Source organism: Gemmatimonadaceae bacterium, assembly GCA_030647905.1.
In the GTDB taxonomy this organism is placed as follows: Bacteria; Gemmatimonadota; Gemmatimonadetes; order Gemmatimonadales; family Gemmatimonadaceae; genus UBA4720.
In genome coordinates this window covers 23,905-46,410 of sequence record JAUSJA010000014.1, presented here as the reverse complement: position 1 = coordinate 46,410, position 22,506 = coordinate 23,905, and the positions used below count along the sequence as shown (strand labels likewise).

The 22,506-nt window shown below is 63.9% G+C and carries 19 protein-coding genes and 1 pseudogene; 17 read left to right on the top strand and 3 right to left on the bottom strand.

Going from position 1 to position 22,506, the window contains the following annotated elements:
- Window positions 1-20: 20 nt before the first annotated feature.
- A complete protein-coding gene (locus tag Q7S20_02785) occupies window positions 21-350 on the bottom strand; it encodes a helix-turn-helix transcriptional regulator (protein ID MDO8500746.1) in 330 nt (109 codons plus the stop codon).
- A 131-nt stretch (window positions 351-481) separates the two neighbouring features.
- Here Q7S20_02785 and Q7S20_02780 point away from each other — a divergent pair.
- The 4 genes and pseudogenes from Q7S20_02780 (at window position 482) to Q7S20_02765 (ending at window position 2,556) form a co-directional block, all read left to right on the top strand.
- A pseudogene (locus Q7S20_02780) lies at window positions 482-601 on the top strand (ATP-binding protein).
- Window positions 590-958, top strand: coding sequence for a hypothetical protein (locus Q7S20_02775; GenBank protein ID MDO8500745.1), 369 nt, complete (start codon window positions 590-592; stop codon window positions 956-958). Before Q7S20_02780 ends, Q7S20_02775 begins: the two are co-directional and overlap by 12 nt.
- 185 nt (window positions 959-1,143) lie before the next feature.
- Complete coding sequence (locus Q7S20_02770; GenBank protein ID MDO8500744.1) at window positions 1,144-1,491, top strand: hypothetical protein; 348 nt, start codon at window positions 1,144-1,146, stop codon at window positions 1,489-1,491.
- Between the two features lie 138 nt (window positions 1,492-1,629).
- Window positions 1,630-2,556 carry an HD domain-containing phosphohydrolase gene (locus Q7S20_02765; protein ID MDO8500743.1) on the top strand — a complete coding sequence of 309 codons (927 nt, stop codon included), beginning with the start codon at window positions 1,630-1,632 and terminating at the stop codon, window positions 2,554-2,556.
- Window positions 2,557-2,577: 21 nt separating this feature from the next.
- Here the strand turns inward: Q7S20_02765 and Q7S20_02760 are convergent, their stop codons facing one another.
- Together Q7S20_02760 and Q7S20_02755 are read right to left on the bottom strand one after the other, a co-directional pair.
- Window positions 2,578-3,279: a class I SAM-dependent methyltransferase gene (locus Q7S20_02760; GenBank protein ID MDO8500742.1), complete on the bottom strand. Its 702-nt coding sequence runs from the start codon at window positions 3,277-3,279 to the stop codon at window positions 2,578-2,580.
- A complete protein-coding gene (locus Q7S20_02755; protein ID MDO8500741.1) occupies window positions 3,276-4,679 on the bottom strand; it encodes an O-antigen ligase family protein in 1,404 nt (467 codons plus the stop codon). The genes Q7S20_02760 and Q7S20_02755 overlap by 4 nt, the downstream gene beginning before the upstream one ends.
- A gap of 128 nt (window positions 4,680-4,807) precedes the next feature.
- On the opposite strand from Q7S20_02755, the gene Q7S20_02750 reads away from it, so the two are divergent.
- From Q7S20_02750 to Q7S20_02690, 13 genes are all read left to right on the top strand, one after another.
- Window positions 4,808-8,473, top strand: coding sequence for a carboxypeptidase regulatory-like domain-containing protein (locus Q7S20_02750; protein ID MDO8500740.1), 3,666 nt, complete (start codon window positions 4,808-4,810; stop codon window positions 8,471-8,473).
- A 104-nt stretch (window positions 8,474-8,577) separates the two neighbouring features.
- Window positions 8,578-9,255, top strand: a complete 678-nt coding sequence (locus tag Q7S20_02745; protein MDO8500739.1) for a hypothetical protein — start codon at window positions 8,578-8,580, stop codon at window positions 9,253-9,255.
- Window positions 9,252-10,619 (top strand): sigma-54 dependent transcriptional regulator, encoded by a 1,368-nt coding sequence (locus Q7S20_02740; GenBank protein ID MDO8500738.1) that lies wholly within the window; start codon window positions 9,252-9,254, stop codon window positions 10,617-10,619. The genes Q7S20_02745 and Q7S20_02740 overlap by 4 nt, the downstream gene beginning before the upstream one ends.
- 15 nt (window positions 10,620-10,634) lie before the next feature.
- Window positions 10,635-12,134, top strand: a complete 1,500-nt coding sequence (locus Q7S20_02735) for an aldehyde dehydrogenase family protein (protein ID MDO8500737.1) — start codon at window positions 10,635-10,637, stop codon at window positions 12,132-12,134.
- A gap of 21 nt (window positions 12,135-12,155) precedes the next feature.
- Window positions 12,156-12,950: a signal peptidase I gene (gene lepB / locus Q7S20_02730; GenBank protein MDO8500736.1), complete on the top strand. Its 795-nt coding sequence runs from the start codon at window positions 12,156-12,158 to the stop codon at window positions 12,948-12,950.
- Window positions 12,951-13,021: 71 nt separating this feature from the next.
- On the top strand, window positions 13,022-13,879 hold the full coding sequence (locus Q7S20_02725) for an RNA polymerase sigma factor RpoD/SigA (protein MDO8500735.1): 858 nt from the start codon (window positions 13,022-13,024) through the stop codon (window positions 13,877-13,879).
- A gap of 60 nt (window positions 13,880-13,939) precedes the next feature.
- On the top strand, window positions 13,940-14,440 hold the full coding sequence (locus Q7S20_02720; GenBank protein MDO8500734.1) for a YajQ family cyclic di-GMP-binding protein: 501 nt from the start codon (window positions 13,940-13,942) through the stop codon (window positions 14,438-14,440).
- A 3-nt stretch (window positions 14,441-14,443) separates the two neighbouring features.
- Window positions 14,444-15,829, top strand: coding sequence for a 30S ribosomal protein S12 methylthiotransferase RimO (gene rimO, locus Q7S20_02715; GenBank protein ID MDO8500733.1), 1,386 nt, complete (start codon window positions 14,444-14,446; stop codon window positions 15,827-15,829).
- Between the two features lie 52 nt (window positions 15,830-15,881).
- Window positions 15,882-17,180, top strand: coding sequence for a glutamate-1-semialdehyde 2,1-aminomutase (hemL, locus tag Q7S20_02710; protein ID MDO8500732.1), 1,299 nt, complete (start codon window positions 15,882-15,884; stop codon window positions 17,178-17,180).
- The gene (locus Q7S20_02705) at window positions 17,173-18,462 is read left to right on the top strand and encodes a SpoIID/LytB domain-containing protein (GenBank protein MDO8500731.1); all 1,290 of its coding nucleotides are present in this window, start codon (window positions 17,173-17,175) and stop codon (window positions 18,460-18,462) included. The genes hemL and Q7S20_02705 overlap by 8 nt, the downstream gene beginning before the upstream one ends.
- A 4-nt stretch (window positions 18,463-18,466) precedes the next feature.
- Complete coding sequence (locus tag Q7S20_02700; protein ID MDO8500730.1) at window positions 18,467-19,465, top strand: Gfo/Idh/MocA family oxidoreductase; 999 nt, start codon at window positions 18,467-18,469, stop codon at window positions 19,463-19,465.
- A gap of 68 nt (window positions 19,466-19,533) precedes the next feature.
- Window positions 19,534-20,778, top strand: coding sequence for a DUF4105 domain-containing protein (locus tag Q7S20_02695; protein ID MDO8500729.1), 1,245 nt, complete (start codon window positions 19,534-19,536; stop codon window positions 20,776-20,778).
- Window positions 20,775-22,466: an amidohydrolase gene (locus Q7S20_02690; GenBank protein ID MDO8500728.1), complete on the top strand. Its 1,692-nt coding sequence runs from the start codon at window positions 20,775-20,777 to the stop codon at window positions 22,464-22,466. Before Q7S20_02695 ends, Q7S20_02690 begins: the two co-directional genes overlap by 4 nt.
- The last annotated feature ends 40 nt before the right edge of the window (window positions 22,467-22,506 follow it).

Below are 22,506 nucleotides of genomic sequence, written 5' to 3'. Positions count from 1 at the left end.
TATAAGGGAAAAGCGGAGACTTATTGGCCCCCGGTTTTGTTAGGATCGGCTGTGATACCCAGCACTTTGCGGACGGCTTGTGCGGGCTTTTTCGCCATACCCTTCCGGTCGTTTTCAAGCCGCTGAATCGTGCCTTCATCAACGCCGGCAGCTCTAGCCAACTGCTGCCGCGACCAACCGCGCGTATACCGCTCGCGTCTAATCGCTTGCCCACGCGTCTTGGGATCCTGCAACGGGTTATAGCCAAGGAACGCGAGGATGGCGGGATAGAACCTGATCTCTATCCGCAATTTCAGGTGTTCTTCCCAATGCTTCATCGTCCAAGCGTTGGTTCCGAGCTTTTGCGCCAACTCCTTCCGATTGAGTCCGAGATCAATCCGCCGCTTGCGGATATGATCGCCTAAGTGCTTGAGCTCACTGGGATAGCCCGGCCTTGGCTTTGACGCTGTGAGGCGCCACCCGTAGTAGGGCAACGCAAGGGTGTCCGTGCGGGCGCTTCGGCGATCCTTCCGGGCGATGTGTCTGTCCTGCGTCGGAAGTCGAGCGATACGGTCGCCGCATGTCAGGTCCGCTGGCTGACCGGATCGACATGCGGGTGACCGTCGGCCCCGTGGCTCTGCGCGACTTGAGCTCGCCGGCCGCCGGAGAAACGACCGCCGCCATCCGCGCCCGCGTAGGGGCTGCGCGGGGCCGGCAGCAGCGGAGGTTCGCGCGCTTGCATGGCGTTGGCTGCAACGCTCACGCGCCGGGGCGGTGGCTCGACGAGCACGGCGGCATCGCCCCGGCCGCGCGCGGATTGCTCCAGACGGCGGCAACCTCGCTGTCGCTTTCCGCGCGCGGGTACCATCGCGTCCTGAAGGTGGCGCGGACAATCGCCGACATGGATGACTCCCCCTCGGTGGCCGAGCTGCACATCGCAGAAGCTCTCCGGTACAGGCCGCCTGTCCCGGGAAGCTGATCCGGCAGGCGAAAAAAAGGATATCGGCCGAGGGCCCGTAACAGCCAACCGCGCGTGAGGGGATCGCTCGCTCTCGAACTGGCGTTCCGAAACGCGCCGCCCGCTGGCGCGTCAATGTGATGCGCGAGGGCCAACCGTCGCGCTCTCATGAGATCCCGAAGTCCTTCTCAACGCATGGGTCCACTTTGATCCTGGCTGGTTCTGTCCCGTCGAGGCAAAATCCGCTGCACCAGGAAACGCCTGCCGCCCAGGCGGCCGTGGTGCACGTGGCGTTGTCCGAAGTCCTCGCCGCGATGTCGCGCGCTCTCGACCTGACCGAAGGGCAGTCCGTCGGCCACACGGTCCGCACGTGCATCATAGGGATGCGGCTCGCGGAAGAGCTCGACCTGCCGGTATTCGATCGCGTCGCTCTCTACGGGGCGCTCTGGCTCAAGGACTCGGGCTCGGCGGGTGCGTCGCGTGTTGATGAAGTCGTGAGTGCCGACGAGCCGGCGCAGAAACAGCGCGTGAGTTTCGCCTCGATACAGCAGTGAACGCTGACGGCCCTGAAATCCGCCCGCTCGGCCGGAAGCAGTGTCGTTCGCGGCAGCGTCGGAACGATCCTCGGCCGATCGCACTCCCGCTCTGCTCCCTTGCGGCGTTCGCTCTCGCGGGCCGAGCGAGGCGAGAGCATGGCGCTGAGAATGGGCTTTTCGACAGCTACAGCCGAAGCCATTCGGTGTATTGACGAGCACTGGGACGGAACCGGCGCGCCGGAGGGAAGGATCGGGCACGAGATCCCCATATTCTCCCGGATAATCCTGCTGGCGCAGACTCTCGATGCATTTCACACGCAGCGCGGACTGTTTCGCGCTCTCCGCATGGCCCGCGAGCGGAGCGGGGAGTGGTTCGATCCGACGCTGGTCCGCATCGCCCGCAGCTGGCGCGAGGATACGGATTGGTGGGAGGCGCTTCTTTCTCCGGACGCGATGTCCATGGCCCTCGCACTCGAGCCGCAGCAGCACACGCGGTACGTGGACGACAAGGGCCTCGACGAAGTAGCCCGCGCTTTCGCCGAGATCATTGACGCGAAGTCGTCGTACACATATCAGCATTCGACCAATGTTGCGAAGTACGCCCGCGCTACGGCGTACGAGCTCGGCTTCGAGAGGCGCGAGGTATCGGTGATCAATCGCGCAGCTCTGCTGCACGATATCGGCAAGCTTGGAGTTGCGTCGGCGATACTCGACAAGGCGGGGCCGATGACGATGGACGAGCGGGCAGAGATGCAGCGGCACCCGCTGTTCACGTGGGAGATACTTCAGCGAGTCGGTGCGTTCTCGGGCTTCGCGCGCACCGCGGCGCTGCACCACGAGAAGCTGGACGGAACCGGCTATCCATGGGGCGTGAAAGGTGAGGAGCTGGACCTCCCGGCGAGGATTCTCTGTGTCGCCGACATCTACGAGGCGCTCACCGCGCACCGTCCGTATCGCGTCGGCTTCAGCCGCGAAGCGGCCCTGAAGATCGTTCGCGCCGGAAGCAGGACTCAGCTCTGCGCTCTGGCCACCGAAGCGCTCGCCGAAGCCACTCGTCATCTGCGCGTCGCGATCGGTTCCTGATCCGGTGTCGGCCGGAGCTTGCTACCAGCCGCCGTAAGCCACGAAGGACTTCGCGAGCCCGCCCAGCTTTTCGATATGAATCGTCGCGCTCGGAAAAAGCGCAGTGAATCGTTTCCGGGTGAGCAGCTGGATCGAATCCACCTCCGCCCGCGCCGCGGCAAGCTCGGGAATGCGCTTGTACCACCCCACGTCGAACCGGTTCACCATCCAGGCGCGAACCGTGGACGGCAGATACTGAAACCAGGGGACGAGAAAGTGCGGCTCCAGAGGGAAGCGCTTGTTCGGAGTCTGAACGAAGTAGTGCTTCCCGACGCGTTGCACTTCGTCCGCCATGCGGCGCTGATCCTGGTAGCTCCCCACGTGCTCGATCACCGAGTTGGAGAAGACGACGTCGAACGATCGGTCATCGAACTGGGGCATGGCTCGCGCGTCGCCGACCGCGCTGACGAACTTCGGCGACGTCACCTGCTGGCGTGCGATGTTGAGGAGCGTGACCCGGACGTCGCCGGGATCACCGCCGGTCATCAGGGTCCAGAACTCCTGCGTTCCGCCGATGTCGAGGACTTCGACGTGGCCTTCGAGCCTCGCCAGCAGCGACAGGAACAGCGCGAACCGCGCGCGTCGCATGCGGGTTGCGAGCGACGCCGCGTCGCTGTTGTCGGCAAGCGATTTTATCAGCGAACCGCCGGCGGCTGACGCGGCCGGCCGTCTGCCGGAAGTCACGCCGGCGCGAGTTCGAGGGGCTGCGGCTGTGGCGCCGGCTGCGCGGCGGGATCGCGCTGGGCGACGGTAACTATCACGCCGGCGAACCAGAAGTAGAGATATGACAGGACCAGCGCGTTGAAGACCACTCCGGTCGTGGCGTTGAGCATCACACCGATCGTCGTGAACAGGACCACGGTTCCGAGCAGTCGCCGGTTGAGCGTGCTCGCGCGCCGTGCGACCTGGAAAGACTTCATGAATATCCCGGCGAAGACGGCGAGGAGCGCGACGAGACCTTCGATGCCGAGCTCGACGGCGTACTTGAAGTAGCCGTTGTCGGCGGTGAGTGGCTCGAGTCCAAACCGCACCGCGGACTGGTCGGTTGTGCCGAGCCCCGCGCCCCACGGATGCTCGAAAAAGGCCTCGAAACCCTTGCTCCAGTCTTTCACGTGCGATGCGCTGCTGCCGGTCTGCCACGTCAGCGTATCCCAGATGAAGCCAGGCAGCCCCGGCACGAAAGCCATCCCTACGACTACCGAGAGGCAGCCGACCACCAGGCCGGCGACGGCCCACTCGGGCTTCCTCAGCATGAGGATGACGAGCACGAGCTGGATGGCGCAGACGAGGATCGTCATTCGCGTAATGCTCAGCAGCAGCCCTGTCCAGATGATCGCGTACTCGATCTTCATCGAGAGTGTCAGCCGCTTCGCCGCGCCAAACACGTACGCCGTGGCGGCCGGGAGAAGAATCAGGAACGGAACGGCGAATCCCTGGCTCGAGAGGTAAATGGATCCCGCGCGCTGCATCTCGACGTTGCCGATTCGCGTCCAGTAGTTCATCGGCAGGCCGTATTCGTTCCCGGCGGTGAACGCGGCAACGTTCAGGAAATCCTGGAAATAGGACGCGACGCCGAGCAGCACGAGCATGTCGGGCGTGACGAGAAACCATTCGACGATGGCGATCGCGCTCGAGAGAAGCGCGATGATATAGAGGCGGCGAAGGGTCTGCGGGTCGTCCGCTATCTCCGGGCTCGCTCTGCCGACGAAGTAAAGCAGCAGGAAGAACGCGATGTCGCGAATTCCGTAGAGCTCCGTCCCCGACGGAAGCTCGATCTGAAGAAGTGCCTTTCCGCCGATCAGGAACGCGAACGCGATCATCAGGAGCGAGCCGACGGCGAGATCCACCCACGACACGGCGACGCGCGGACCCTTGCCGGTCGCCGCGCGCAGTATGACCAGCACGACGAGGCCGATGACGGCTGCCTCTTTCCACGCTGCGAATCCGCGCACGGTGCCGGCGGCCATTCCCACGCCGCCGAAGAGCACGGCAACAACGAGGCTATGGAACGGCAGGCCCCACGAGAAGACCGGCAGCGCTACGCGATTGAAAAAGGTCTGGCGGGGAAGGGCGGCGTCGCTCATCTGTCGAAAAAACTAACCGGCGCAGCGCGGCTTCGCCCGCACCTCGCGTCGGTCACAACAACCGGGGCGAGCACCGCGTAAGCTGGTTATCCGCCCTCGAGGCGCTTCCCTGTCATCAATCGAGAACGATGAAGCTTCTGTCCCGGCTCGCGCTGCTCTGCGCCATGCTGCTCGTCCCCGTATCCCTTCGTGCCCAGGTGGGATCCACCACCGATATCATCATGGGCCGCGTGACTTCTCCCGAGGGCACTCCGGTCGCGGGGGCCAGGGTATCAGTGACGTCCACCGAAACGCAGATCACGCGCTCCAGGGCGACCGATGCGGACGGACGGTACACCATTCTCTTTCCTGATGGCGGCGGCACGTACAGAGTGCAGGTCACCTACATCGGATACGCGCCGCAGAATTTCAACCTCGCCCGGCAATCGGACGAGGACCGTCTTGTGCGCGATGTCGTGATGGGCCGCACCGCCACCGTGCTTCAGAGCGTGCAGGTCCGGGCCGCTCCCAACCGCCAGGGGCAGGGACAACGGCCCGAGGCCGGCTCGACCGAAAGGGGACTTCCGCCTGGTCTCGTCAACCGATTGCCAATAGAGGCCGGTGACCTGAACGCCCTCGCGACGCTGGCACCGGGCGTCATCGGCGTCGCCGCCACGGATTCGACCTCCGCCTCCTTCTCCGTCGGCGGTCAGCCGGCGAATCAGAACAGTCTCACGCTCGACGGACTCACGTTCGGTTCGGGAAGCGTGCCCCAGGAAGCCGTCCGCAACACGCGCGTCATCACCAGCACCTACGACGTCGCGCGCGGGCAGTTCACCGGCGGACAGGTCGCCAGCACGACGCGCGGCGGCACGAATGTATTCCAGGGAGCCGTGAACTACTCGCTTCGCGATCCGTCGCTTGAATTTGTGGACGATCCGGAGAACACGTTCTCGCAGAAGTACACACAGAACCAGATTAGCGGCGGGTTCGGCGGGCCGGTCATCAAGAACAAGCTGTTCACATTCGGCGCCGTTTCGTACACGCGGCGCACCGACCCGCTCCAGTCGCTTCTCGCCGCTGATCCGCTCGCGCTCGAGCGCATCGGTACCAACGGCGACTCGGTCGCGCGGTTCATCGGGCTGCTGGACAGGTTCGGCTTGCAGCCGACGTCGCCGATCATCCCCGAGGAGCGGCTCAACAACAATGCCTCGGCGCTCGTTCGCGTGGACTACAGCCTCGGGGAAGCGCACAGTCTCATGCTTCGCGGCGACTGGCGTGGATCCGTCCAGGACGCGAGCCGCATCTCGCCGTTTGCGGTGCCTCACAGCGGCGGCAACGCCAGAGGCTCGGGCGGCGGTGGCATGATTACGCTCACGTCTCACTGGGCTTCGCTGATCAACGAGCTGCGCGCCTATTCGTCAGTGGATTCGAGAAACACCGATCCGTATCTGCGCGTTCCCTCAGGCCGCGTGACGGTCGCGTCGAATCTTCCCGACGGGTCGCTCGGCGTCTCGACTCTGCAGTTCGGCGTCAATCCCTCGCTCCCGCAGGAGTCGCGCAGCCGACTCACCGAGTTGAGCGACGAGATCTCGCGGGTGTCGAAGAACGCCGCGCACCGCATCAAGCTCGGCGGACTCCTCAACGAGGAGAGAAGCGAGAACGGCTCGTTCACCAATGCGCTGGGGACGTTCACATTCAACTCGCTGGCCGACTTCGAGGCGGGCCGCCCGGCGATGTTCACCCGCACGCTTTCCAGTCGCGACAGGAATGCCCGCAGCATCAACGGCGCCGTTTACCTCGGCGACTCATGGCGCAAATCGCCGCGCCTTCAGTTCACCTACGGCGCCCGTCTGGAGACCTCGGCGTATCCTGACGCCCCGGAGCTGAATCCGGCCATTGACTCGCTGTTCGGCGCGCGCACGGACCGGTTCCCGACGGAAACACACCTGAGCCCGCGCGTCGGTTTCACCTATAACTATGGCGCGTCTCAGAACGGTCCCGCGCTCGGCAGCATTCGCGGCGGTTTCGGCGAGTTCCGGGGCAGGGCCCCCTCGCAGCTTTTCGCGTCCGCCGCCGACGCGAATGGACTGAGCAACGGGCAGTCGCAGATAGTGTGCGTGGGCTCGACCGTTCCCGCTTCGGAATGGCGGCTGTTCCTGGACGATCCCTTCGCCGTTCCATCGAGCTGCAACGGCTCGAGTCAGCAGTTCGGGAACCAGCGCCGCAATGTGACGGTATTCAGCGACGACTTCGGCGCGCCCCGCGCGTGGCGCGGCTCGCTTGGATTCAACCGGCGATTCGCCGAGCGATACAACTTCTCGGTGGATGCGTCGTTCGCGCGTGGAGTATCGCAGACGAGCGCGCGTGACATCAATCTCGACACGACGCCCAAATTCGCTCTCGCGAACGAAGGCAACCGGCCGGTCTACGCGCCGGTGACGTCCATCGTTCCCTCGACCGGAGCCGTCGCACTTACGGGATCCAGGTTGCAGCCCCAATTCGGAGTCGTCAGCCAGATCAACTCGGATCTCGAGTCGGGCACGCGTCAGCTCACGGCTAGCTTCAACGGAATCACAATGAAGGCGATGATCTTCAACGCCTCGTATACGTATACGCGCTCGAGGGACGAGGCGCAGGGCGTTTCGACGTTTGGCGGAGGCGGCAGAGGCGGCGGGTTCGGTGGGGGCTCTGGTGCCTCTACCGCGGGCAATCCGAATCTGGCCGAGCGTGCAACGAGCGATCAGGAGCGGCGTCACTCGATGATCGGAACGTTCACATGGCCGATCAAGCCGGCGGTGGAGCTTACCGCCATCGCGCGTGTGACATCGGGTGGATTCTTCACTCCCATCGTCGGCGCCGATGTCAACGGCGACGGCATCAGGAACGACCGGCCTTTCATCTTCGATCCGGCGTTATCCCCGGATACCGCTCTGGCCAACGGAATGTCGCGCCTTCTCGCCGCTGCTCCGGCGCGCGCGAGAGAGTGTCTCGCGGGCCAGATGGGGTCGGTCGCATCGCGCAACAGCTGCTCCGTTCCCTGGTCTTCATCATTCGACCTGCAGGCCAATTTTCGGCCGAGCGGCTTCGGACTGCAGAGAAAGCTGACCATCTCGGTCGTCGGCCTCAACACGCTTACCGGAATGGACCAGCTCCTGCACGGCAAAGACAATCTCCGCGGCTGGGGGCAGCCCGTTTTCCCCGATCGCACGCTTCTCTACGTCCGGGGCTTCGATCCCGCGTCAAGGCAATTCATCTATCAGGTGAACGAGCATTTCGGCGCGGCGAACGGGACGCGGAACGCTTTCCGGGTTCCATTCCAGCTGGCGGTGCAAGCGCGCCTCACGCTCGGCATGGATCCCGCGCGACAGCAGATGAATGCGGTGTTCGGACGCCGTGGCGGCGGACGGCCGAGCGTTGCCGACTTCCGCGAGCGCCTGGCGCGCGCGGTTCCGAATCCGTTCCAGCAGATACTCGATCTGAACGATTCGCTCAAGCTCGATCTCACGGCCGAGCAGACGACGAAGCTTCAGGTGATGGGCGATTCGCTTCAGGTGAAGGCTGACACTCTCGTGGGCGCATTGGCGCAGACACTCGGGGGATCGGATGCGCGCAACGCCGATCCGATGCAGCTCGGCATGCGGATGCGCGGGCGCATCCAGGAAGGGCGTACGATCGCGCAGAAGGCGATCAAGGAGGCGGAAGCCATTCTCACGCCGGAGCAGTGGGCGAAAGTTCCGAAGGAAGTGAAGGAACCGTTCCAGCGCCCGCGCGACGGAGAAGGCCAGGGCAGGTTGGGGCCGCCCGGAGGCTGACATCCGGCTCGGGGTTTGCCCAGGAGGATTGATCGGCGGCCTTTGTTTCGCGTCACCGATCAGGGATATTCCCTCACTCGCAAATCCCGACGGGTGGACCCAACATGTTCGGCTGTTTTCGCAGGCTTGGCTGTCTCGTAATTCTTGTCGTGCTGGGCGTCCTCGCTTGGTTCAACCGTGATCGCCTCGAGGCGATCTACCGGCGGTATGCCGGCGGTCCGCCAGCGGCGGACACTGCTTCGATGATTCGACTTCCCGGCGGGTGGGAGCCACTCACCGCTGACAAGGCGACGCGCGGCCAGCGCGGCGTCGAGTCTCTGTCCCGTCGGAGCGGCCCCGTTTTCGTCAATCTCACGGCGGGGGAAGCTGCGTCCTACATCTTCCTCGCGGTGGCGAAGCAGCTGCCGGCGTCGTCGCAGGACATTTCGTCGTCCGTCAAGGGCGATCGCCTTTACGTTCGCGCCAACGTCGCGCTCCGCGATTTCGGTGGCACAAGGGTGCTCGGTCCGCTGGGCGCATTGCTCGGCGAGCGCGATACTGTGCAGCTTGGGGGAACCATTAACGTTCTGCGTCCGGGAGTCGGCGAATTCCAGGTGAAGACTGTCAGGGTCGGGGCGTTCCCGGTGCCGTCGGCGATCATTCCGCGCCTCGTCAGAAGAATCAGGAAGGGACCGATGCCTGAAGGCCTCGCGGCCGATGCGCTGCCGATGAAGCTGCCCGCATACATCGGGGACGTGCGCATCGCGAACGGGCGCATAACAGTCTACAAGAACACGCAATGAACCGCCGCATTCTCGTCGTTGACGACGAGCGGGGAATCCGCGCAGCGCTCGGCCAGCTTCTCGAGTACGAGGGCTATGAAGTGCGCGCCGTTTCCAGTGCTGCGGAGGGAATCGCGGAATACCAGAAGTGGAAGCCGAACCTCGTCTTCATGGACGTGAAGATGGCGGGGATGGACGGCATGGAGGCGCTGAAGAAGATCCGGGAGATCGATCCCATTGCTACCGTGGTGATGATCAGCGGGCATGCGACCATCCGCACGGCAGTCGAGGCGACGCAGCTCGGCGCCTATGAGATCCTCGAAAAGCCGCTCGATACGGACCGTATCCTCGTGATGCTGCGCAACGTGTTCGATCACCTCAATCTGCGCGAGGAGAACTCGAGACTTCGCAACGTCACCGGCTCGCCATACGAGATAATCGGCGATTCAGCGGTGATGCGCGCATTGGTGGGGAAGATCGGGAAGGTCGGGGCGACGCCGGCGCGGGTGCTGATCACCGGCGAGAACGGAACGGGCAAGGAGCTGGTTGCGCGGGCGATTCATCGCCACTCGACGCGGGCGGACAAGCCGTTCGTCGAGGTCAACTGCGCGGCGATTCCCGGCGAGCTGATCGAGAGCGAGCTGTTTGGCCACATGAAAGGTTCCTTCACGGGAGCGATCGCGGATCGCCCGGGGAAGTTCGAGCAGGCCAATCGCGGGACGCTTTTTCTCGACGAGATCGGCGACATGAGCACGGCGGCGCAGGCGAAAGTGCTGCGCGTGCTGCAGGACAACGTGATCACACGGATCGGCGGCTCCAAGCCCATCTCCGTGGACGTGCGGGTCGTTGCCGCGACGAACAAGAATCTCGAGCAGGAGATCGCGGCCGGACGTTTCCGCGAGGATTTGTACTACCGTCTCAACGTCGTCCCGATTCATGTCCCGCCGCTGCGCGAGCATCGCGAGGACATTCCCGACCTCGTGGAGTATTTCGTTTCTGTTCTTTCCGAGCGCGAGGGAATCACGCCGCGCCGGGTCGGCGAGTCCGCGCTCGAGCGCCTGATGTCGCTCGACTGGCCGGGAAATGTGCGCGAGCTTCGCAACACGGTGGAAAGAATGCTCATCCTTGCGACGGGTCCGGAACTGACGGCGAAGGACGTGGACCGCCTGGCGGGAGCGCGAGTGGCCGACGACATGGGCCTCGGAAGTCTTACGGCGCTCAGAACATTCGAGGAGTTCAAGGAAGCCGCCGAGCGTGCTTATCTTCTGAGCAAGCTCCGCGAATTCGACTGGAACGTTTCCGAGACGGCGCGCGCGGTGGAGATGCCGCGGTCCAACCTTTACAAGAAGATCGAGCGTTACGCACTCACGCGTGAACACGCATAGACGCATATCCGACCAATGAAACAATTCAAGAACTTCATCGCCGGCTCCTGGGTGCCCCCCGATTCCGGTGAATACTTCGAGAACAGGAACCCCGCCGACCGCACCGACCTGATCGGGAAGTTCCCGCTGTCGGGAATAACCGACGTGTATCGCGCGGCAGAGAGCGCGAAGCGGGGTTTCGCCCAGTGGCGCGTGACCCCCGCACCGGCGCGCGGCGACGTACTCCGAGTCGTCGGCGATCTGCTCACGCGGCGCAAGGAAGAGATCGCGAACGCGATGACGCGCGAGATGGGGAAGCCACTGACGGAGACTCGCGGAGACGTCCAGGAGGGAATCGACACCGCCTATTACGCGGCGGGCGAAGGAAGGCGTCTGTTCGGCCACACGGTGCCGAGTGAGTTGCGCAACAAATGGGCAATGAGCTACAGGCGCCCGATCGGAATCGCCGGACTCATCTGCCCGTTCAACTTTCCGCTGGCGATCCCGACATGGAAGATGTTCCCGGCGCTCGTCTGCGGGAACTCGGTGATCTTCAAGCCGGCGCAAGATGTGCCGCACACCGGAACGCTGCTGGTCGAGATTCTCCTCGAGGCAGGGCTGCCTCCCGAAGTCGTTCAGCTCGTGCACGGCCGCGGGGAGGATTGCGGGCCGGCGATCGTCGGGCATCCCGATATTCCAGTCGTGTCGTTCACCGGCTCGACGGAGACGGGACGAATCGTGGGCGAGATCTGCGGCCGGATGCACAAGCGGCTGTCGCTGGAGATGGGCGGCAAGAACGCGCAGATCGTGATGGACGACGCGGACCTGGACGTCGCCCTCGAGGGTGCGCTCTGGGGCGCGTTCGGAACGACGGGGCAACGCTGCACCGCGACGAGCAGACTCATTCTTCAGAAGGGAATTCACGACCGGTTCCTTGGCATGCTCGTGGACAAGGCGCGAGCGCTCCGTCTTGGCGACGGACGGGAGGATGGTACCGACGTGGGCCCGATGATCAACGAAGCGGCGCTGGCGAAGGTCGAGCGGTATATAGATATCGGTCTGTCGGAGGGGAACGACCTGCTTTGCGGCGGCCGTCGCGCCAGCGGGAAAAGCCTCGACGATGGGAATTTCTTCGAGCCGACGATCTTCGCGCGCGTTGAAGCGGGACAGCGGCTGGAGCAGGAGGAGATTTTCGGTCCGGTACTGTCGGTGATTCGCGTCTCGACCACTGACGAAGCGTTCGCCGTGAACAATGACGTGAAGTACGGTCTGTCGTCTTCCATTTATACATCCAATGTGAACGTGGCATTCCGCGCGCTGAACGAGCTGGACAACGGCATCACGTACGTCAACGCGCCGACGATCGGCGCTGAGGCACACCTCCCGTTCGGTGGTGTAAAGCAGACCGGGAATGGGCACCGCGAAGGCGGATGGCAGGTGTACGAATTTTTCTCGGAGACCAAAGTCGGCTACGCCGATTTCTCCGGCACTTTACAGAGAGCGCAGATCGACAACTATCCTCGGACACCGGACTAGGCAGAGGAGAGAATCGGGCGGATGAAGTTCACTGAGAGACGGCGGGCGACCGCTCTCGTAAGGGCGAACCGGCGGCAGAGCGGGAGGATGGCATTCCTGTTGGAATGGCTGCGCTCGGTCACCATCGCGCTCGCCCTTTTCTTCGTGATTCGCTCCTTCTTCGTCGAGGCATTCAAGATTCCTACGGGCAGTATGGAAGGAACGCTCCTCGTCGGCGATTTCCTTCTCGTGAACAAGCTCGTGTACGGCGCCGAGGTGCCGTTCACCAAAGTGAAGCTTCCCGCGATCCGCACTCCGCAGCGCGGTGACGTCATCGTCTTTCAGTGGCCGGTGGATCGCACCAAGAATTTCGTGAAGCGCATTGTCGGCATGCCCGGTGACACGCTGGAGATGAAGGGCGGAGACCTGGTCCGGAACGGTTCGGCCCAGCGTGAGTCATACGCACTGCACACGGCACCGGGGTCCGACGTCTCCGACGAGGAGTTCAACTGGCAGCTGGCGTATCTTCTCGGCGCGGCGCATCCGTTGAAAGACGCGCCGCGATCTCCGATGACGGTCGCGACTCTCGAGGCGCGCCCCGGATATCATCCTTCCCGAAACAACTGGGGCCCGCTGGTCGTCCCAAGGGGGAACTACTTCGTTCTCGGCGACAACAGGGACAACTCGCTCGACAGCCGGTACTGGGGATTCGTGGCCGACTCACTTGTGCGCGGCCAACCTCTCGTTGTCTATTATAGCTACGATCCTGACGGCGCAGTGAAGCTCGACTGGCTCACTCGCGTGAGATGGAAGCGTTTCGGCGAGATGATTCAGTGAAGACAGTTGGCTCGCGCGTACCGGCGAAGCCAGGCATATTACCGTGGTCGTGGTAAGGAGCAGTATCCGGTATGGCGGTCTCGGTAACTCGAAAATCGCAGTACGACGAAGGCTCGCTGGATCAATACCTTCGTGACATCAGCGTCTATCCGCTGATAACGCGCGAGGAGGAGGTCACTCTCGCGCAGCGCATTCGCACCAACGATCAGGAAGCACTGGACAAGCTCGTCCGGTCGAACCTGCGCTTCGTCGTCTCTGTGGCGAAGAAGTACCAGAATCAGGGCGTGTCGCTGGCCGACCTGATCAACGAGGGCAACCTCGGGCTCATCCGCGCCGCCCACAAGTTCGACGAGACGAAGGGAATCAAGTTCATCTCGTACGCGGTGTGGTGGATCCGGCAGAGCATCCTCCAGGCCCTGGCCGAGCAGTCGAGGATCGTGCGCGTGCCGCTCAACCGAGCCGGCGCCCTGCATCGGATCGGCAAGCGGGCCAGCAGTCTGCTCCAGGAGCTGGGCCGGCAGCCGACGCACAGCGAGATCGCCGAAGGCCTCGACATCACCGAGGAAGAAGTCGCGAAGACGATGCTCATCTCGCAGGTGCATCTGTCTCTCGACGCGCCGATGACCCCTGGCGAAGACAACCGCCTCCTCGACTACCTCCCCGATACGACCAACCGCACTCCCGACGAGCAGACGTTCGAGAAAGCTCTGACGGAGGCGATCGAGGAGTCGCTCTCCGGATTGAAGGAGCGCGAGTCGAAGATATTGCGGCTTTACTTCGGGCTCGACGGCGAGGATCCGATGACGCTGGAGGACATCGGGACACTTCTTGGCATCACCCGCGAGCGGGTCCGGCAGATCAAGGAGAAGGCACTGCTGAAGCTGCGGCACAACTCGCGTCGGAGAGCTCTGGAGTCCTTCCTCGGGTAGTTCTAAGTTCCGTAGTGATGTAGTTCCGCCTTTCCGCCCCTCCTCCGTTAAATTGCCTTCATGGCAAGCCAATCCTCATTCGACGTCACCACCGGCGTGGACCTCCAGGAAGTTGATAACGCCGTCAACCAGGCGCAGAAGGAGATCGCTCAGCGGTACGACTTCAAGGGCTCGGTCGCCACGATCGAGTTCAAGCGCGCCGAGGGAACTCTCGACCTGACGGCGGAGAGCGAGTACCGCATGGACGCGCTGTTCGACGTTCTCCAGGCCAAGCTGATCAAGCGCGGTGTCCCCGTGAAGAACCTCGACATCGGCGACGTGAAGCCGGCGGGAGGCGACAAGGTCACTCGCCAGATCAAGCTCAAGATGTCGCTCGACGGCGACACGGCGAAGAAGGTCTCGGCCGCCATCAAGGACGCGAAGCTGAAGAAAGTCCAGGCCGCCATACAGGGTGATCAGGTGCGCGTGTCATCTCCGTCGAAAGACGACCTCCAGGAAGCGATGACGCTTCTTCGCGGCAAGGACTTCGGCGTCGAGCTCAAGTTCGGAAACTACCGGTAGCACGTGAAAGTCGGCTTCATCACTCTCGGCTGCGACAAGAACACCGTCGATACCGAGCGCTACCTCGCCGAGCTTTCGGACTACGGCGGTGAGTACACGCCGCAGCTCGCTGACGCCGATGTCATCATCGTCAACACCTGCGGATTCATAGACGCCGCAAAAAAGGAATCGATCGACGCGATGATCGAGGCCGCGCGCTACAAATCGGATGGCGCCTGCCAGGCGGTAGTCGGCGTCGGCTGCATGATCGAGCGGCACAAGGCGGAGCTCGCCGAAGCGCTTCCCGAGGTGGATCTCTTCCTCGGCGCGTCGGAGATGGGCCGGCTCGCCCAGGAGCTGGCGCAACGCGGCATCGTCGGCGGGGACCCCGTCGCCCTGCATCCAGGAGTACGCATATACACCGGCGATCTCCCGCACGTCCGGTATCTCAAGATCAGCGAAGGCTGCGATCACGGCTGCGCCTTCTGCGCCATTCCCCTCATGCGAGGGAAGCATCGCTCCTTCGCGCTCGGCGAAGTGGTTCGCGAAGCGCAGCTTCTCGAGCTGCAGGGTGCGCGCGAGATCAATCTCGTCGCTCAGGACCTGGCGCACTACGGGCGCGATATCAGGGACGGCATCCGCCTTCCCGAGCTCCTCGAATCTCTCGTCGCCGAGACGTCCATTCCGTGGATCCGGATGCTCTATCTCTACTCGACCGGGATCACGCCGCGGCTTCTCGATGTTCTGGCGAAGGAGGACCGCATCCTGCCCTACCTCGACATGCCGATGCAGCACGCGTCGGATGCGGTGCTCGCGCGGATGCGGAGGCCCGAGCGCAAGCGCACCATCCGCGACCGCGTCGCGCGCTTTCGCGAGGCAGTCCCTGGTGTCGCCATCCGCACCACCTGCATCGTCGGCTTTCCCGGGGAGACGGAGGAGGACTTCGACGAGCTGCTCGAGTTCCTCGGGGAGATTCAGTTCGACCGGGTCGGTGCGTTTACATATTCCCCGCAGGAAGGCACCCGGGCAGCCGACATGCACGACGACGTCCCCGATCCAGTCAAGCGCGAGCGGCTCGAGCAGCTGACCGAGCTCCAGCGGTCGATCACCGCCGAGCGCTATGAGTCGCGCGTCGGGAGTGTCGCGCGCGTTCTGGTGGATCGCACCGATGAATCGGGCAAGGCGATCGGCCGGCTGCCGTGGCAGGCCGACGACGTGGACGGAGTCACGTACCTCGACGAAAGCGTTGCGATCGGACAGTTCGCCGACGTCGCGGTCGAGGAAGTGGTGGACGACTACGACTTCCGGGCCACGGTCGTGCGCTGTATCGCCGCCGTCGCGCCGCGTGCGGTCGTTCGCTCCGCGCGATCCCTTCCGATGGTTGCCACTGTCGGGAGCTATGGCCGGTAGAGAAGTCGCCGGACCGGCGGCAAACTCGATTCAGTCGAGCCGCTGAACCGGCATGACTGGAATGCGACCGGCACCCCGTTCCGCTGAAATCCTGAAACGATCACGCGAAATGTTTCCCGGCGGCGTGAATTCGCCGGTGCGCGCATTCCATGGAGTTGGCGGAGATCCAGTCGTCGCCGCGAAGGGAGAGGGAGCGAGGATCCGCGATGCGGACGGAAATGAGTACATAGACTATGTCCTGTCGTGGGGACCTCTGGTGCTCGGCCACGCTCATCCGATGGTTCTCGATGCTCTGGACGCCGCGATGCGCGATGGGACAACGTTCGGGATGCCGACCGAGCTCGAGGTTTCGCTCGGTGAACTGATTCGCGCGCGCATGCCTCAGATGGAGATGCTGCGCTTCGTTTCGAGCGGAACGGAGGCGACGATGAGCGCCATCCGACTGGCACGCGCGTTCACTGGCCGCGAAGCAATCCTCAAGTTCGAAGGGTGCTACCACGGCCACGCCGACTCGTTCCTGGTGCGCGCGGGATCGGGGGTGGCCACGCTCGGACTGCCAGATTCGCCGGGCGTGCCGGCCGCGCTCGCCGCGCTTACCCTGACCGCTCCGTTCAACGATCTCGACGCAACACGCGCGCTCGTGCGCGGCTGCCATGAGGGAGTGGCCGCGATTATCGTCGAGCCGGTCGTTGGCAACTCCGGGTTCATTCCGCCGCTCCCAGGCTTCCTCGAAGGATTGCGGCAGATCGCTGACGACTCGGGGGCGCTGCTCGTCTTCGATGAGGTGATGACGGGTTTCAGAATTGCGCCAGCCGGGGCGCGCGAGCGATTCGGTGTGACCGCCGATCTCACGACGCTTGGCAAGGTGATCGGCGGCGGCCTTCCCGCGGCTGCATACGGCGGAAGGCGGGATATCATGGAGCGCGTCGCACCGACCGGACCGGTGTATCAGGCCGGCACGCTTTCGGGAAATCCGCTGGCGATGGCCGCCGGGTTCGCGACACTCACCGCGCTCACGACCGAGCTGCATGCGCGTATCGAAAAGCGCACGCAGCGTCTCGTGGCCGGTCTCACCGAGATCGCGTCACGACTGTCGGTTCCGTTCACTGCGGATTCGGCCGGATCGATGTGGGGCTTTTTCTTTCACCCTGGCCCGGTTCACGGTCTGCAGCATGCAAAGGAGTGCGACGTGGAAATGTTCAAGCGATTCTTTCACGCGGCGCTGGAGCGGGGGATCTATCTCGCGCCATCCCCGTTCGAGGCCGGGTTCATGTCGGCGTCGCACGGCGACGCCGAAGTGGATGAGACACTCGATCGTCTCGAGGACGCGATGAGGTACGCCCGTGCGTAAATTGCTCTTCATCGCCGTGGCCGGTGCCGCTGCCTGCGCTTCTGTGCTGCCTCGGCGCGCGGAAGACATATCCGTGGACGATGGCGACCAGCCGGTGAGAATCGCGCTGTCCACGTCCGCGCAGAGGCCAAGCGTTGGAGGTACCGGCTCGTGGCGCATCTACAGTCGCAACAGCACCAATCTCGTGACGCGTGGCAATCCCGGCAAAACGATGACGGTGCGGATGCGCGGCGGACAACTGGTGGCGCTGCGCGACAACGGCTCGGTGACGTCGAGACATTCGGGACCGTTCCTCGTTCGTGCCATTACGCCGGGATCCTACGTGACCTACGAAGGCAAACGCTATCGCGGCGAGCTGATGATCACCCCCGGCAACGGCGGACTCCTCGTCGTGAACCGTCTCGGGGTGGAGTCGTATCTCCGCGGCGTCGTTCCTCTCGAGATCGGCGACCGCAAGCCCGGCGAGGAAGCGGCGGTCGAAGCTCAGGCGGTAGCGGCGCGAAGCTACACGTACATCCACATGGCCGAGTCGGGTAGCCGCGGTTTCGACATGTTTGCGTCAGTACAGGACCAGGTCTATGGCGGAGTAGACGCCGAGAAGCCGATCAGCGACGCCGCCGTCGAGTCCACGCGTGGCATGGTGCTCCGCTACGGCGGCCGAATAATCAATACGCCGTATCACTCCACTTGTGGCGGAAGCACTGCCGAGGTGCAGGAAGTATGGTGGCGCCAGCCGAATCAGCCCTATCTGCGTCCGGTCAGCGACCGCATTCCGGGAACCGATTCGTACTATTGTGATCCGTCTCCGCGGTTCCGTTGGACGGCGACGTTCGAAGGCGATCAGCTCCAGAGCACTCTCGAGAAGTACCTGGGCTCGGTGACGGCTGGTTCGGAGCCATCGGTATCCGCGAACAGCAGTGCCGCCCGTCTCTCGCTCGGAAGGATCACGGGCCTTCGAATCCAGGGGAGGACCGCTTCCGACCGCATCGCCGCGGTTTCCATTCAGGCTGAGCGCGGCAACTACGTCGTGCGCGGAAACGACGTGCGGTTCATTCTGCGCACGCCGAGCGGCAGTCTTCTCAACAGCACATATTTCACGGCCGAAACGACCTCCGACGGGGCAGGCGCGATATCGCGGCTCGTCCTTCGCGGCGGTGGCTACGGACACGGCATCGGAATGTGTCAGTGGGGCGCAATCGGACGTGCTCGCGCGGGACAGGATTACAGGACGATCCTCACCACGTACTATCAGGGAACGACAGTGGGGCGCATCAGCGGATGATTCGGTGAGCTCGGACATCAGGATTGGCCTCGTCGGCGCGGGCGCGATAGCGCAGCTGGCTCACCTGCCGGTTCTGTCGCGCATTCGCGGCGCGCGGCTCGTGGCGATCTGCGACAACGACGGCCCGAAGGCGGGCGCGCTCGCGCAGCGGCTCGGCGTACCCGACATCTTCACCGACATTGATGAGCTGCTCGATTCGGATGAGCTCGATGCCGTCGTGATCTCGACGCCGAATCATCTCCACGAGCCGCACGTCCTTCGCGCTCTGAAGCAGAAGGTACACGTGATCTGCGAGCGCCCGTTGTCGCTCACGTCGGGGGGAGTGACTCGCATCCTCACCGCGGCGAAGGCCGCGGAGCGCAAGGTCGTCGTCGGCAACAACCATCGCTTCCGCAGCGATGTGCAGCAGCTGAGCCGGTTTCTCCAGGGCGGCGAGCTCGGCCGCGTCATCGGGATGCGCGCCGGCCAGTATCAGTTCCGGTCGGTGCAGGGCTGGCGATACAACAAGGCGGAGGCCGGCGGCGGCGCGTTCCTCGAGTACGGATACCCGCTCCTCGACCTCGCGCTGTGGCTCGCCGATTTTCCCGAGCCAACACGGGTCACGGCGCACATGGACAAGACGCGGCCCGGATCCGTCGAGGACATGATGCTCGTGCATCTCGAGTGCGCCAACGGCATGAGCTTGAGCATTGACGTGTCGTGGGCGTACGTTGGGCAGGACGAGCGGTGGTGGTTCGAGGTGATCTTGACTCGCGGCAGTGCGCGCCTGTCGCCGCTGCGTGTCGTGAAGGAGCTCAATGGCCGGCCGACCAACGTTTCCCCGACGGGAGCTGCAGCGAGAGAAAGCGTTTTCCTCCAGTCATACCGCGCCGAGCTCACGCACTTCGTTGCGGTCTTGCGAGGAGAAGCGGAGTATGAGCCGCCCGAGGATCAGCTGAAAGTGATGGCGGTGATGCAGGCGATCTACAAGTCAGCTGAAGAGGGCCGCGAGATCCGCTTGTGAAGCACGCCTTTCTGGCGGCCATCGCGATCTCCGCTCTTTCTCTCCGTGCTGGCGCGCAGCCCCCCTCTATGTCTGAAGGCAAGCCGGTCCCTGCGTCTGCCGCTGCGTCCGCGGCCAGGGCGCCCGGCTCGCAGCTGACGATCTATCTCCTGACCATGGGGCACGGCGATCAGGTGTGGGAGAAGTTCGGCCATAACGCGATCTGGATCCATGACGCTGCGAACGGCACCGACATCGCATATCACTGGGGCCTGTTCGACTTCGCAGACAAGGATTTCGTCCCGCGCTTCGTCCAGGGACGCATGCGTTACTCGATGGGAGCGTTCGACATGAGCGAGACCATAGAAGCGTATCGCCGAGCCAATCGCACCGTGTGGGTTCAGGAGCTGAATTTCAGGCCGGACCAGCGACAGCGCCTGGCAGAGTTCGTGGCGTGGAATGTCCGCCCCGAGAATCGCTACTACCACTACGACTATTTTCGCGACAACTGTTCGACCCGCGTCCGCGATGCGCTCGACGCCGCGCTGGGCGGCGCGATCAGGACGGCCTCCGAAAGAATCCCGACACACACCACGTATCGTTTTCATACGTCGCGACTGACGCAGGATGACTGGCCCATCTTCACAGGGACCATGATGGGACTGGGCGAGCCGGTGGATCGCCCGATCAGCGCGTGGAATGAGATGTTCCTGCCGGTAAGGATGATGGTTCAGTTCAGGTCCATAAGAATCGCTGGCGCGGCGGGTTCCGTACCGCTGGTTATCGGCGAGCGCGTGCTGGTGCAGGCGACGCGTCCTCCCGAGGACACACGCGTACGGCGAGGCATGGCTGGATATCTCGCGATCGCGGGCGCCATTCTCATTCTCGGATTCGGGATATGGCGGTTCGGTGCGCGCGATGGGCGCAGCGCCGGACTTCTTGCGCTCGCCGCGGCATGGAGCCTCGTCGCCGGACTTGGAGGAACGCTGCTCGCCGGCTTGTGGGCGTTCACCGACCACCTGTACAGCTACAGAAACGAGAATGTGCTACAGCTGAATTCGCTGTCGCTCGTGCTCGCGGTGCTGCTCGTCCGCCTGATATGGATCCGGAGAGGTATTGGCTCAGCCGATGCCACGAAGAAACTGCATTCCACGCTCCGCATGGCCCGGATCATCGCCGGCTTGTCGGTGCTCGGCTTCGTGCTCCAGATTCTGCCGTCGTTCTACCAGGTCAACGGGGACGTGATCGCGCTCGCGCTGCCATTGCATCTTGGCGTCGTCGCCGCGCTTCTCGCCGTGACCGCACGTCATGACTCCACGCCGGACGGCGCATGACGACGCATGCGCGCGCCCGTGTCGTACTCGCCGTCGCGGCCGCAATCCTCACGCTCGACGCCTGCGCCACCACCATGACACAACGAAACGATGTGACCCTCGCGATCGTCAACGCGCGCGTGTGGACAGCGAATCCTCGCCAGCCATGGGCTTCGGGTGTGGCCGTGAGCGGTGACCGCATCATCGCTGTTGGATCCAGCGCGGAGATCGCCAAGCTGGCCCGCTCCGCTCCTTCGGCGCGAGTGATAGACGCCAAGGGCGGATTCGTCACTCCAGGATTCATCGATTCGCACGTGCACTTCGTTGACGGCGGGTTCCGGCTTGCGTCGGTGCAGCTCCGTGACGCAAAGACGCCTGCCGAGTTCGTCGCCCGCATCAAGGCGTACGCCGCGACGATCACTCCCGGAACGTGGATCACCGGCGGGGACTGGGATCATCAGCAATGGGGTGGGGAGCTCCCGCGGCGCGACTGGATAGACTCGGTCACACCCAATAATCCCGTGTGGGTCTCGCGCCTTGACGGCCACATGGCGCTCGCCAACAGCGCCGCGCTCGCCGCCGCGAAGGTCACGCGTGCAATTCCTGACGTCGATGGCGGAACCATCGTGCGCGACGCAGCCGGCGAGCCGACCGGCATCTTCAAGGACAACGCCGAGTCGTACGTCGGCGCCGCCGAGCCGCCCCGCTCCGCCGACCTGAATGACCGTGCTTTGGCGGCGGCGATGCGGTACGTCGCGGAGCGCGGGGTGACGTCGGTGCAGAACATGGGGACCTTCGAGGATCTCGCGACTTTCGAGCGCGCGAACGCGGCGAAGTCTCTCATCACCCGCATCTACGCGGTGACGCCGATCGCGCAGTGGGAGCGTCTTCGTGATACGGTCTCGAAAAGAGGAAAGGGTGACGCGTGGGTCCGGATTGGAGGGTTGAAGGGATTCGTAGACGGCTCTCTTGGATCGCACACCGCCGCGATGTTCGCGCGGTTCACCGACACGCCGAAGGATTCCGGCTTTCTCGTGGAGACCGAGAAGGACCTTTACCGATGGACATCGGAAGGCGACAAGGCCGGTCTGCAGCTCATCGTGCACGCGATCGGAGATCGCGCGATCAGTACGCAGCTCGACATCTTCGAGCGCGTCATGAAGGAGAACGGGCCGCGCGACAGGCGCTTTCGCATCGAGCACGCGCAGCATCTCGCTCCGCGCGACATTCCGCGCTTCGCTGAGCTGGGGGTGATTCCCAGCATGCAGCCGTATCACGCGATCGACGATGGCCGGTGGGCGGAGAAGGTGATCGGTCACGAGCGCAGCCGGACGACGTACGCTTTCAGATCGCTGCGCGACGCCGGAGCGCGCCTTGCGTTCGGCAGCGACTGGTTCGTCGCGCCACCGACTCCACTCGAGGGGATCTACGCCGCGGTCACCAGGCGCACGCTCGACGACAGGAACCCCGATGGGTGGATCCCCCAGCAGAAGATCGGAGTGGAGGACGCGCTTCGCGCATATACGATCAATGGAGCGTTCGCTTCATTCGAGGACGCGATCAAGGGGTCACTCGAGCGCGGCAAGCTCGCCGACCTGGTTCTCATCGACGGGGACATCGCGCGGATACCAGGCCCGGCGATACGCGACGCCCGCGTCCTCATGACGGTAGTCGGGGGCAGGGTGGTCTACGAGGCCCCGTCGAGGTAAATCTAGGTGTGGCAACATCGGCCCCGGACCGGGTATTCAA